The sequence below is a fragment of the Psychrobacter sp. 4Dc genome (assembly GCF_002836715.1).
GTDB lineage: Bacteria > Pseudomonadota > Gammaproteobacteria > Pseudomonadales > Moraxellaceae > Psychrobacter.
Genome location: NZ_CM009116.1, coordinates 1 through 12,662, shown reverse-complemented (window position 1 = coordinate 12,662; position 12,662 = coordinate 1). Strand labels below are relative to the sequence as shown.

Annotated in this window: 15 protein-coding genes; 9 read left to right on the top strand and 6 right to left on the bottom strand. The window is 39.7% G+C overall.

Features of this window, described 5'->3' with window-relative positions; all coding sequences use genetic code 11:
• Positions 1 to 95 precede the first annotated feature (95 nt).
• The 4 genes from CXF61_RS00075 to parA all read right to left on the bottom strand — a co-directional run bounded on the left by CXF61_RS00075 (position 96) and on the right by parA (position 2,670).
• Positions 96 to 1,022, bottom strand: coding sequence for a cation diffusion facilitator family transporter (locus CXF61_RS00075; protein WP_165596710.1), 927 nt, complete (start codon positions 1,020 to 1,022; stop codon positions 96 to 98).
• 245 nt (positions 1,023 to 1,267) lie between these two features.
• Positions 1,268 to 1,462, bottom strand: a complete 195-nt coding sequence (locus CXF61_RS00070; protein WP_140412949.1) for a hypothetical protein — start codon at positions 1,460 to 1,462, stop codon at positions 1,268 to 1,270.
• A gap of 356 nt (positions 1,463 to 1,818) precedes the next feature.
• Entirely contained in the window at positions 1,819 to 2,028 is a 210-nt protein-coding gene (locus CXF61_RS00065; protein WP_025652656.1) for a plasmid partition protein ParG, read from the bottom strand.
• Positions 2,029 to 2,031: 3 nt separating this feature from the next.
• A complete protein-coding gene (gene parA, locus CXF61_RS00060) occupies positions 2,032 to 2,670 on the bottom strand; it encodes a ParA family partition ATPase (protein ID WP_101204381.1) in 639 nt (212 codons plus the stop codon).
• Positions 2,671 to 3,075: 405 nt separating this feature from the next.
• Between parA and CXF61_RS00055 the strand changes: the two genes are divergently transcribed.
• Positions 3,076 to 3,300: a helix-turn-helix domain-containing protein gene (locus CXF61_RS00055; RefSeq protein ID WP_058368516.1), complete on the top strand. Its 225-nt coding sequence runs from the start codon at positions 3,076 to 3,078 to the stop codon at positions 3,298 to 3,300.
• Between the two features lie 156 nt (positions 3,301 to 3,456).
• Positions 3,457 to 3,732 (top strand): hypothetical protein, encoded by a 276-nt coding sequence (locus CXF61_RS00050; protein WP_058368517.1) that lies wholly within the window; start codon positions 3,457 to 3,459, stop codon positions 3,730 to 3,732.
• A gap of 188 nt (positions 3,733 to 3,920) precedes the next feature.
• Here the strand turns inward: CXF61_RS00050 and CXF61_RS00045 are convergent, their stop codons facing one another.
• Both CXF61_RS00045 and CXF61_RS00040 read right to left on the bottom strand, forming a co-directional pair.
• Positions 3,921 to 4,877 (bottom strand): hypothetical protein, encoded by a 957-nt coding sequence (locus CXF61_RS00045; protein WP_058368518.1) that lies wholly within the window; start codon positions 4,875 to 4,877, stop codon positions 3,921 to 3,923.
• A 25-nt stretch (positions 4,878 to 4,902) separates the two neighbouring features.
• Complete coding sequence (locus CXF61_RS00040) at positions 4,903 to 7,551, bottom strand: MobA/MobL family protein (protein ID WP_165596709.1); 2,649 nt, start codon at positions 7,549 to 7,551, stop codon at positions 4,903 to 4,905.
• Positions 7,552 to 7,813: 262 nt separating this feature from the next.
• Here CXF61_RS00040 and CXF61_RS00035 point away from each other — a divergent pair, with 262 nt between their 5' ends.
• The 7 genes from CXF61_RS00035 to CXF61_RS00005 all read left to right on the top strand — a co-directional run bounded on the left by CXF61_RS00035 (position 7,814) and on the right by CXF61_RS00005 (position 12,541).
• Positions 7,814 to 8,155: a hypothetical protein gene (locus CXF61_RS00035; protein ID WP_165596708.1), complete on the top strand. Its 342-nt coding sequence runs from the start codon at positions 7,814 to 7,816 to the stop codon at positions 8,153 to 8,155.
• Between the two features lie 198 nt (positions 8,156 to 8,353).
• Complete coding sequence (locus CXF61_RS00030; RefSeq protein WP_165596707.1) at positions 8,354 to 8,524, top strand: hypothetical protein; 171 nt, start codon at positions 8,354 to 8,356, stop codon at positions 8,522 to 8,524.
• A gap of 321 nt (positions 8,525 to 8,845) precedes the next feature.
• Positions 8,846 to 9,799 carry a replication initiation protein gene (locus CXF61_RS00025; protein ID WP_045448300.1) on the top strand — a complete coding sequence of 318 codons (954 nt, stop codon included), beginning with the start codon at positions 8,846 to 8,848 and terminating at the stop codon, positions 9,797 to 9,799.
• 80 nt (positions 9,800 to 9,879) lie between these two features.
• Complete coding sequence (locus tag CXF61_RS00020) at positions 9,880 to 10,113, top strand: type II toxin-antitoxin system RelB/DinJ family antitoxin (protein ID WP_165596706.1); 234 nt, start codon at positions 9,880 to 9,882, stop codon at positions 10,111 to 10,113.
• Between the two features lie 93 nt (positions 10,114 to 10,206).
• Positions 10,207 to 10,503 (top strand): type II toxin-antitoxin system Phd/YefM family antitoxin, encoded by a 297-nt coding sequence (locus tag CXF61_RS00015; RefSeq protein WP_165596705.1) that lies wholly within the window; start codon positions 10,207 to 10,209, stop codon positions 10,501 to 10,503.
• On the top strand, positions 10,500 to 10,754 hold the full coding sequence (locus tag CXF61_RS00010) for a Txe/YoeB family addiction module toxin (RefSeq protein ID WP_025652646.1): 255 nt from the start codon (positions 10,500 to 10,502) through the stop codon (positions 10,752 to 10,754). The genes CXF61_RS00015 and CXF61_RS00010 overlap by 4 nt, the downstream gene beginning before the upstream one ends.
• Positions 10,755 to 11,290: 536 nt before the next feature.
• Positions 11,291 to 12,541 (top strand): replication initiation protein, encoded by a 1,251-nt coding sequence (locus CXF61_RS00005; protein WP_165596704.1) that lies wholly within the window; start codon positions 11,291 to 11,293, stop codon positions 12,539 to 12,541.
• Positions 12,542 to 12,662 lie beyond the last annotated feature (121 nt).

Sequence of the window (12,662 nt, the reverse complement as noted above, 5' to 3'; positions counted from 1 at the left end):
TATTGATCACATAAGAACTGATTGAAAAAATTATGTCGACATAAAGCACGCGCCTCATACTTAAAAAGAGATAGCTATATACGGTCTATCATCTTTTAGTTGATACTTTCATTTAATGCACGCGATTTTTGATTGTCATCTGCCTTAATACCAAATTCAATAGTTGCATGTTGTATATTCTGATGCGCCAAATCTTCCTTGATGTTTTCTTTCATAGTAATAGTCTCTTCAAACGTTATATCGGTCTTCGGTACAATATGAACTGTAAGAGCATTCTCAGTGGTACTCAAAGCCCAGATATGTAAATGATGAAAGTTTTGAATAAAATTATAGCTCTCTAAGATAGCAGTGATTTTACTGAGATCAACATTTTGAGGTACTCCGTCGATAGCAAGCTTGATACTCTCTTTTAGTAGACCCCAAGTCGATAACAGTATAACGACTGAAATAATCAAGCTAACTAGAGGATCAACGATATTCCAACTTGTATAGTAAATAATAATGCCCGAGATAACGACACCTACAGAGACCAATGCATCTACCATTAGATGCAAGAAAGCACCTTTGATATTAATATCGTCTTTTTGACCTTTGTAGAATGCAAAAGCAGAAACAGTATTTATAAATACACCTATTAGAGCTGTAATAATAATAACTTTTCCTGCAACTTCCGGTATCGTATCAAATCGACCCAAGGCCTCATACGCAATACCTATAACGATTGTAACTAACAATATGGCGTTAATAAGAGACGCCATTATAGAAGCTTTTTTGTAGCCATAGGTATAAAGCGTAGTAGATGCTTTCTGTGCTAATTTCATTCCAATTAACGAGATTATTAAACTGGCAACATCACTTAAGTTGTGGCTAGCGTCTGCGATTAAAGCTAATGAATTAGTTGAATAGCCCACTATAAACTCGATGAGCGTAAATGCAGAATTTAGACCAATCCCAATATAAAAAGCTTTATTCATATTTTTAGGGTCTGGAGCTTGATGACTGTGGTTATCTGAATTACTCATAATTTACCCTTGTTTAGGTTGCTGCATTTTATTAAAGGTAGAAAATAATTTTATTGCATATCTTCTATATTGCACAGTCAATATTGCTCTAATACCGTAGACACACTTATTGTTATCAATAAACTGAGCCACAACTGGATTGTATGTCCTATCTCTCCTTGGGCGAAAAAAGCGGCTTTTACTGTAATCTAACTGGCTTACGTAAGCTTCTTATTTTCACGTTCAAGCTCTTTAGTATGTGTAGCTTAGTCTTGAATGTTGGTTAGTATGGTTTCATTAGTGCGCTTTTTATGACATGACCACAATGTTCCAAAAGTAGATTCTATTTTCAGTACTATAACTTGAATGGTTGACCACATAGAGGTGTAATCGTTTAATGCTTCAATCAGCATGCGAACGGCGCGTTTTTTAATCTCAGGAGTGTAGGTTTGTCTTTTCATTGTCGTATTCTCTCAGAAAGTTGAGTCTCCGACAATCTCGGGGCGGTTCAGAATAATGATGGGGCTAGAAGCCCCTTATATTTTGTGTAACTTAAATCGTTATTGAGTACGCTTTGATTAAGGGCAATATACCTTAGCACTGCTAACCGTTTTTGGTTCTATTATATGGTACTGATATAGGAAACAGTGCTTGTTTTGCCATGGGCATTTTTTTTGCAGCTTGCTTCTACGTCTGGCTTAAGAAAACAAGCATCTGATGATACTAGAAAGGTACACAGCGTTCGATGATATATATAGTTTTTTGAGTTTTTTATACATATCCTTTTTTTAGGTATAGAAAAACGAATTTTTTATACCTATCGCTCAACCAATTTTTCCTCAATCATTTCAGTCAACAACTCAGTCACCGTTTTTCGGCTTTCAAGCGCGTACCGCTTGAGCGCAATGTGTTTATCTTCATCTAAATTAAAATTCACGCGTACCGTCTTTTTGGGACTGTCCGTCACATCCGATAAAGCCAATTGATCCTTAACGTTCTTACTAGGACGACCTGCTGATAAACTCATGGCTTACTCCTCACCAAAAAATATTTGAATCTCACTGACCAATGCGGTTATCTCTTGTATCGCATTGCTACTAGGCGATTCGGTATCAAATACTGTCTTACCAAGGGCAGCACTATTAGGATAAGCAACTCGCTGCATCACTCTGGTCTCTAATACCGGAATATTATAATCAAGCAGCGCGGTTGCAACCTCTTTACCAATATTGGTATTTTGAATGGCGCGTGAGACAACAAAGGCTGCCTTTAGTTGGCCATCCATCATCTCAATACGCTGCTGCACTAAATCAACCAAATCGCTGGTCGCCCAGATATCATAGGGGCTCGGCTGCACCGGAATCAATATAAAATCAGCCGCTTTTATAGCAGAAATAGCCAGACTAGTAGCTTGCGGCGATCCATCGATCACCACATAATCTTTTTCAGAGACGTTTTTTAAATCTTTATCAAGTGTTGGTCTGTCGAGCCCGATCACTGGTACCGGATTGTCTTCATCAACCGCTCTCCAGTCACGCGCACTGCCCTGCTGATCGCTATCTACTAGTAGAACACTATGGCCTTTTAACTGTAAGCCACGAGCCAGATGCGTTGCGATGGTAGTCTTGCCGCTGCCACCTTTTTGATTTAATACCGCGATTACCTTCATAAATACAGATCCCTGTAGCATGCATTGAATATATAAGTATATAAGTATATAAGTATATAAGTATATAAGTATATAAGTATATAAGTATATAAGTATATAAGTATATAAGTATATAAGTATATAAGTATATAAGTATATAAGTATATAAGTATAACTAAAAATGTACGTCACATCACTACTAATAGCAATACTTCATAGTAAAAATAGCATCGCCTTTTCTAACTAGCGCATATCCATCATGATAGACGTCCTGTATCAAAGACAGCATAATAAACTGCCTACTACTAGGTAAATTGCCGCTATTGGATATCAATTTGAGCTACTAAAAGGAATACTTTAGCCGCTCATATTCGTTATAATCCGCTCACCAATCAAAAACCACCAATCGTTAATGAGGAAACCACTATGGTGAAGTGTCACTTATCGACCATTATGGGCGAAAGACGCCTTAAAATTGCCGATGTCGCAAGAGATACTGGTATCAATCGTGGCACCATTACTCGCATGTATCATGAAGAAGCCACCCGAGTTGATCTAGATGTCATCGAGTCTTTATGCACGTATCTTAGAATCAATGTTGGTGATTTATATGAAATTATAAATGAGGACAGCAGTGAAACGCCTGAGTGAACACCCTCGCTCATAAGACATTATCACCTTTAGACGCATAAAAAGACCTTTAGAAGGTCATTTTCTCTTGCAATAGATTAAAATATAGGTATAATTTGACCTGTAGTAGGTCATTTTATCCATTATTTACATACAATAATCTATAGGAGAATATCTATGAACACTAATTTATCGCGGCTCAACAGCTGCACATGGTTTAGTGAACAGACTAAAGCTTTAGCCTCTCAGCTGTTATTCAGCTTACAAATACAGCAGGGCGTACAACTGGCATCATTACTTGGTGTTGACGCTATCCTTTATAATGATGAAGCGATTTATGTCTGGGTGCAACGACAGCTAGATGACGGTCTTATGATTGATGATTATACGTTAAGCACCCTTGAAACCGCCTTTATAGAGTTGGTCACAGCTCATACTGACCAAGCAGCCTAGTCACTTTAGCTTATATTTACAGACTTCTTGTTTAACAAGAAACAATAACCCTTAAAGCCAGATAAAGTGTCATTATCTGGCTTTTTAATATAGACAAAGATAACGACAATCAAACAAGCCTTTTTTCAGTCTTATATGTTTTAGAAGACGCACTTTTGGGCAATATAGCTCACTATTACCATACGTCTTTACTCAGTCGGCTCTGCACGCGGCACCCCAGCTATTTTATAATAAACAAAGCCTCTCTCATCTCTCAAAACACTCTTACTGTCTGCTCTAACGCACCAGCTGATTGCATCAGGCTGCTCTTTATTAACATCACAAGCCAAAATAAACTGCGCACTTTGAGCATTATTAAAGGCCTGTTTCCAACCCGTTTCAAGCTCATCGATGCCGCGCTGTAGCTCTGCTTGCTGGTATTTCATCTCTGCAATCTCATCAAAGCTTGGCACATACCAAAATACCAGGGCCACCAAACTTATTATCACAGCCATCGTACCCGCTGCGACAGCGGCTGCAATCCTTTTAATACTCATAGTCTCAATGGACTTATGAATTTTGTCCAAGTCTTTACTAGCTCTAGCCTCGACCTGCTCAATCCGCGTTTTGGTGGTGGTCTCAAAGGTCTCAATATCTTCAATAATCTGCTTATGACCAGCTTGGTACTGATTGGTGAATAGGGCTAGATTGTCAGCGCTTGCGCTAAGTTTATCAGCCACCGCTTGCATGGTACTGATTTGTACCTCTATGCTGTCGTTTTTAGCAGTAACGATCGACTCTACAGCCGTATCAATCTGCTGTTTCATATCGGTGATGATGCCTGCTATTTTGTCATCATAACGACGCGGCATCTCATTGTCAGTAAAAGCAGTCACTGCCGCTTGTAGCTGCTTTAACACGAGTTCTTGATACTGACTCAATGCCTGCGAAGTCGTGCTTGCGCTACTACCTAATTCTTCAATGGCAGAAGACACCTCATTCACCTTGCTATCAATACCGCTAAGCGAACGCTCAAGCCGCCTCGCTACCGCATCATCGGCTCGCTTAATCAGCTCACGCAAGGCCCCAATGACCGGAGTCAATGAAGTCACTAGGTTAACAAGTTGATCGTGTATGTCTTGCTCATTGCTATTGTCTTTATTCATGGGGTACTCATTATTATAATGCCGCCTAAAATGGGCGTGGTGAGGAGTAGCGGCGTGTTTGTGCTTGTTCATGCGCTTGGATGGCGTTCTTCGTTTTTTGCAGGTGATCTGTCACAGTTTGTGTGAGCGTTGCCCCATCTATGGTGATAGCAGGAACGTGCTCAAAGCGCTCATTGATTTTCGTTAACACCTCGACCTTATCTTGATTGTCAGGCAAGCGCTCAAGCTGTTGCCATAGCGTCGTTGCTGTCTTCTGCACCTGCGTTGCAATTTTTTTGGCATCGGTGTCTCGTAAACTTTTTTGTAGTGTCGTAAAGCTGTCAGTGTGTTTTAGAGTAGTGAATATAAATGCTTGTGCGGCAACCGCCTCAGCCGCGTTGATCACTTCGATCGGTGCATCAACGGCCTTAAAATCAAGGGTATTAACGCGGTTACGCACCCGTACCACTAAATTGTCAAATCGATCTCGATATGCTTTGGTCTCATTGATTCGCTGACGCTTAAGAGATGCCTGCTGCCGCCTCTGTTTTAAGGTTTCTCGCCGCCTGATCAAAGCCTCCTCTCGTGCGCGCTCAGCCTCTTTCTTAAGCTTTGCTTGCTCATGCGCTTTGTTGAGCTGATATTGCAGCGCCATAGTACGGCTGCGCCAGTCCTCAAGCCGATCTGCATTCAACTGAGTAGTCTTGGTACTTATGATTTCATCGTATAAATCATCATCTTGCACGATCACCGCCTCACTTTGATCCAGTAAGGCGATACGCTGCTCATAAAACGGTGATAAGCGCTGATAAGTCTTTTTACTGGTATTAATTTGCTGCTTTAACTGTTTGATGTCTTCATTATTGGTGGTCTTAAACGCTTTAACATCAGCGGCCAATGCCGTCAAACGAGTATCAGCATCCGCGTTTATCTCTACCGCTTTTAACGTACTGAGCACCTCACGCTCTTTTTGAAGATATTTAAAGCGCTCAACATCCAGATCTGCAAATGCGGCAAACTTATGATAAGTGTCCATGTTATTGGTGACGTCTATATCTTGTAGATCCGAAAACGCTTGATCCCACTGTAAGGATAAGTCGGATTTTTCAATATCAATCTCATCAAGAGCTTTAAAGCCAGTCGCCAGTTTATTCAGCTTTGCGGCAAAGGGTTTTAGCGTGGCCTTCAACCCTTTGTAGTCAGCAATGACTTCATTATTAAGCGGGATCAGCTTTTTTAAAACCGTTTTATTGTTCAGCACCGTTTTATCAATCTGTGACAGCTGCTCTTCAAGACGGCTAACAGCGCGGCCTGTTTGTAGGGTATCATCTTGTCTAAACTCCTCAACCAACGCTAAAGCCGCCTTTAGTGCCTCACTTTGCTCTTTTGTGCTTATCTGCCTAGCAAGCTCAATCATTTTTTGGCGGGGGTCACTAAAATCCTGTCCCACCTCCTCGGTGAACCGCTGGGTACTCTTAATGTTTTTATCAATAGTAATAATCTGTTTAGACTGGTGCGCTAACTCTTCATGCAGCGCATCAATGGTTGAAAATAAGGCGCTGCGTACCATCTTTTTTTGACTCACAAAGTCGGCTGAGATTGCTAAAAGCTCATCAAGTGCGTGATCATTGGCCGCATCACTATGCGTCTGACTGTTACTTTTAGGGATAGCGGGTTCAAGTTCAACGGCAGGATCTACAAATCGAATATTACTGAGCTCAATTCGCGCAAAGGGTTTACGCTTTTTATAATGTATTGTGACGCCGTTAACCTCTTGTTCATTGCTTTCTAGGTCAATACGTCCCTTGTCGTCGTACTCAATTACTAAACCATTTTTTTCAATGTAAGCATTGATCTCATCAATCGTATCGTTGTACTCGTGAATCACTGAACGATTGCCTTTGAGAATATCCTTATATAGTGATTTACCCAGTTTCATTTTTGGTAAACGACTGATGCCCAGCTCACGGTAGGATTTCTCACTAATGGTTTTATTCTTAGGCAGTAGCTCATTGGCCATATCCGCCCAAAGGGTGCGTTGATATTTAAGCTCATCGCCGCGTCCGTTTAACCCCTTAGATAACCGCTCCTCCGTTGACCACTGCAACCAATTCTTGCGTGCTGATAAAGCATAACCCTCAACATCCGCTACTATCTCACGGCTTGAGAGTAAAATATGGGCATGAAAGTTACGACTGGTCAGCTCAACCACTTCAACCTCCCCCACATGTTTCTCGTGACTGTGGGGCCGATGAATGGCCACATCGACAAGTACGTTATAGCGATCAGATAGGTTTTGAGCGTAGCGCTCAACAAGCACTATACGCTGATCCGCGGTGATCCCCTCAGGAAACATCACATCAATCTCAGTACCCAATTGGGCGTTTTTACGAGTCTCAATGCGTTCGATATCATTCCAAAAACCCTCACGTGTCACGGCTAGATCCCCAGCAAGAGTTGGCGTTATCAACGCCGTATGCATTACATTTTTCTCAATAACTTGCGTGTATTTAGTACCATCACTGTCCACTAAATTTAAGATTTTGTCTTTAGCTTTACTGGTGTAATCGTGGACGACTCCTGACTGCTCATCAACCAGTTTTGAGCCAGAATTATAAGCCGACTTTGCCACCACGCTATGATTTTTCGCCTTACTAACGGCGCTAACCGACAGATGGAACCCTTTATTATTCATAGCAAAAAAACCCAATATTGAGAGATGATTTTTTGGGGGTTGTAGGGGGTTCGCCCCCTGCCGAACGACGGAGTTTATGTAAAAAAACAGTACCCCTTGTGGGTCTTTTTTACATAAACTCCTAAGTTCGCTCTTAACAGAGGGTTAAAATACTACTGCGCCCACGAAACGATGTGGTCTTGTGTATTTTACTACCTTGCATCCCTATGTGTACACTGCTAGGATCAACTCTATCATAGTTGGCTAAAAAAAGGATGAGGTAATGTCAGTAATATCAGATGATTTATTCGCAAATAAGATTAAGCAATTACAGGCTCTTAAAAAAGAGATTGATCAGGACAGGCTTGAAGCACATAAAATATTGGGGGAGTGGTTGGCCAACGCATTAGACGATGATGATAATCATGAACTGCAAGCTATTTTTTTAGACGCACACGATAATGAAAAATATGTCCGTTTGAAAAAGCACCGTGAGTTTTTAAAGTCAATTGCTCATAAGATGCAAAGTGAAGCTAAGGAAACACCAAGCAGCTTTACACCACCTAAAAACAGTCAGGACAGTGACCACGGTTCATTGCTTGATATTTATTCATCATCACAGTAGCTACTCGAAATCGCCAAATTACCGTTACAGCTGGATCGTTTGCTAATTAGCGAAAGGTTAGGAGGCGATTATCAGCTGTTTTAAGCGTTTTAAAATAACTTTAGCTACCATCGTATCGGAAGGATTATAAAGCGCATACAAGAGTGGTTTTTAGGCTTTTTGACAACGATTTGATAAGTGCTTACAGGGGTATCGATAATGGCTACTGAAAATCAAGACAAACTATCTACAAAAAACGAGACTGATATTGAGAATGTAAAAACAGGGTTGTCCAGAATGACAGATGAAGATATTCAAAATATCTTTGACCATGCTTTTGAAGATCTTCAAAGATCTAAGCTTGATCCGAACCATGCGAACGTGGAATAACATTAAGTAAATGGACAATTGCATTCTGAGCTACTGATCAGTTTTATAAGTGATTGGTCGCTCATATTATCATCTTAAATCCGTTGGTTTTTTCCTTATTATTTAAAATAAAAATATATTTTTTACTTTTAAAAACTTTTAAAGACTTTTAGACAGTCTGTAAGCTTTGCTATTAAAGGGTTACGCACTCTATTATGCTACTTTTATCCCGCATTATGCTACTTTTATCCCGCATTATGCTACTTTTATCCCGTTTAAATGCTACTTTTATCCCGCATTATGCTAGTATCTTAAAGTAACTAGCATAATGAGGTTGTCATAATGAATGATGTCGAGCTATACGAAAAAAAATATCCTGAAAAATGGATTGTTATGCAGAATAAAATTACTCAAGCTTTTAGAGAGATGTCTATTGATGAGAAGCGCATCATTATTCTAGCGAGCCCATTGGTTAGGGTTAATAATGCTACTGAAAAAACACCGATAGAGGTTGCGTCTTCTGAATTTGCTAAGCTTAGCGGAATAGATAGAAACTCGGCTTATAAGCAAATGAAATCAGCTAGCAAAAAATTAATGAAGCGTACATTCATTTATGAGGATAAGGATGGTGATGATACAGAGGTTCAATGGCTAATCAGGTCGAAATATGCAGATGGCTATATATCGATGCATTTTACAGATGAGGTAATATACTTACTTCAGGTTTTTGATAAGCTCAACCCTTACACTAAATATTTAAAAGAAGATATCTTAAACCTCAAATTGACTTACTCGTTAGACCTTTACCATCTAGCAAAAAAGTCTGAGGGGAAGGGTGGTTTTTCTATGACTTTAGATCAATATAGGCAAGAACTTGGCACGCCTAAGTCGTATGAGCGCATCAACAATTTGAAAGAGAATGCAGTTGATGGGCCCATAAAAGAAATTAATCAGAAAACCGACATCAAAATCACCTATGAAAACATCAAACGTGGACGCACAGTTACAGGTTTGACATTCACCGTCAAGGCCAAGCCAACTAAGAAAAAAGGACAGGAGGGCCTAAATCAGAATAATGAGGATAGAGATATCCCACCTCTAACCGTTAAGCAAATTGATCGTTTTGCCCCTTTGTTGGCTAACTACTCACCGTTTGGTAGTTACGCACCATCAGGTAAAAGCACTCAAGAAGTTATTAGTTGGTTACACACTCAATTAAGAGATGAGGCTTTTTTAAAGACCCACAAAAAGCACTTACTGGCGATAGGCTATACGTTCCCTAAGCAGAAATCATAATATGAAAAAAGCATGCTTAGTAGTTTTGGCATTACAAATGGTTTATATTGTACGTACATATATAAGCCATTTGTAATGCCATGACGACAACCAATTATAATATCAGGCTCGATCAAGAGCTCAAGGATAGCGCCTTTGCCGTGTTTGAAAGCTATGGATTAACACCGTCTCAAGCAATCAAATTGTTCTTAACTCAAGTGGCGCAAACCAATACCGTGCCGTTATCCTTTGATTATCAAAAACCCTCTAATCTTAATACGCCGCCAAAAACTTCTGCTGGTGATTATGAATTGAGCGGCCAGCGCCACAAATAAATCAGTATAAAAATAACTGTACAGATATAAGTACAGCTATGGTATATAATATCAGTCATACAAATAAATATGACCAAACACGGAGTAATCGTTATGGATGTTGTGAACTACACTGATTTTAGAAAGGGCCTAGCCAAATATATCGATAAGGTAGATACCGACAAATCGCCGATCGTGATTACTAGACAAAATGCCAAACCTGCGGTACTCATGAGCTTAGAAGAGTTTAATTCATATGAGGAAACGCTTCATCTGCTAAAAAGCCCCACTAATGCCAAGCGCCTCAGACGCTCTATAGCCGATGCTAAGGCGGGTCGTTTAATCGAGCGTGACAGTGACATCAATACGGATGACGCATTATTGACTTGTGATGATGAGGTGGACGCTTGATCTTATCTTGGACACAGGATGCGTGGGAGGACTACGAATACTGGCAAAAAACCAGCAAAGAGAAGGTCAAGCAAATAAGTAAGCTGATTAAAGCCATCAAACGTGATCCATTTGAGGGTATTGGTAAACCTGAACCACTCAAACACGATCTGGCAGGCTATTGGTCGCGTCGCATTGATCAAGAGCATAGACTGGTTTATGAGGTTCAAGATGATGCCATTATCATCGTTCAGTGCCGATATCATTATTAAGTAAACAGTGTTAGTTCACAAAAGTGCTTGATCCTAAGAATCAGGCACTTTTTTATTTTCCATTCTGGCTATGTGTCCTAAAACGAACGAGAAAGCTCTGTAGAGACGTCTAAATGTATTGGTTAGTACTTCGACCTAAACATTCGACAACAAACCTTATGTGGTCATACGACGCCATATAATTGCTAATGGTGACTATACCTCTGATCACGTTACCACAGAATAAAATAGTTGCTGTTTTATTCTTACCTAAAAATACACGTATATTATTTTGAATTTATATATACAGATTTAACAGATTTATACGTTTTTCGCCAATCCTCTGTAGCGCTTCATTTATAAGTATTACAGGGGATTTTTTTTATTTAAATGACGACGTTAACCTTGTTATAGGTAGACAAATACCTTGTTGTTTTAGTGTATAGGTAGACATTTAGCTTGTTTTAGGTAGACAAATACCTTGTATATGACGAAAAATTATAAAATTTTTCGTCATATATGTTATATTAGTTAAAACCAAACAAATAGGTTAGGGTATGACACCTGAAGAAATGCAGGGTTTTCAAGACAAGCTTAGGCAAGACTTTGGCCATACAATCAGGGTACGCGTTGAAAAACCGCTGACACCAGAGGAGCGTGAGGCTTTAATCAATCATATTAGATACACAAGAAATGATTTCAACGCCTCTATTGAGATTATTGAGCCCATTCCTATTGACTTTGATTTTGAGGTATTACCTTTTGAAGAAGAGATTCAAAAGCCTATACAATCCCCTCAAAATGCAAGCTCAGATGCCAGTAGTACAACATCCGATAAAAAAGACGATAGCAACTGGGTTTATGGACCGAATTGGATTGTGCTACAAAACAGATTATTAAACGCGATTACAGATTTGACGCATAACGAGAGACGACTGATCATGCTTTTATCGCCAAAGGTTCGAGCTGCCGTTGATAAAAATGCTAATCAGCGGACGTTTATGTTGACAGCTTCAGAGTTTGCCAAAGAATATGGGCTCGAAAAAGATGGTACATACCAGCTGCTAAGTGAGTTATCGGATAGTTTGCTACAAAAAGCGTTTTGGTTTTATGATTTCAAAGCAGATGAGGTCGTCAATAGAAAAGGTAGCAGTTGGGTTGCTGAGTGTGAGTATCTAAAGGGTCAAGGGCGAATAGCGGTGACGTTGACAGATACAGTGACTGAGATGTTAACTGTATTTGATAAGTCAAATACGTTCACGAAGTACGAGAGGCGCTATATCGTGGAGCTGGGCTCTTACGGTATTTTAATGTTCGAGCTTGTCAGTAGCTGTTTACACTTGCAGAGTGGTAAAAAAGCGTACTCAGTTGCGTATCTGCGCCAAAAATTCAACTGCACAGACAAGTATGAAAAAATCACAGACTTTAAAACTAAGGTCTTAGATAAAGCCATAGCAGAGGTTGAGAAGCACACACCGCTGAAGGTTAGTTATACAGAAAACAAAATCGGCCGAGAAATCAGTGAAATCGTGTTTTGTATTCGGGACACTAGCAGTACAAGCCTTGAAGATATCGTCAAAGTGTTTAGTCCAGCTGAGATTAAAAAATATGGTTGGAAACTTAAAGACAAGCATGAGGTAGTCAGCAATTTTCCTCAATCGATTAAAACGCCGGTTGAGACACAAAAAGAGATCGAGGCGCGTATGGCAAAACCTGAATACTACGCAGAGTATGTGCGCTACTTAAAAAAATTAACCGACTTTGATGAAAAGCTACATATAAAAAATATGCTCAAAAGAGCCAATTAACAGCGCTTTAACCTCACTTGTGACGCACACATCAAAGGGTTGCAAACAGTTAAATAAAACATATACAAACCTACCTATTTATTACTATAATAGATAGATTATATCTATAATATAGAGAGCA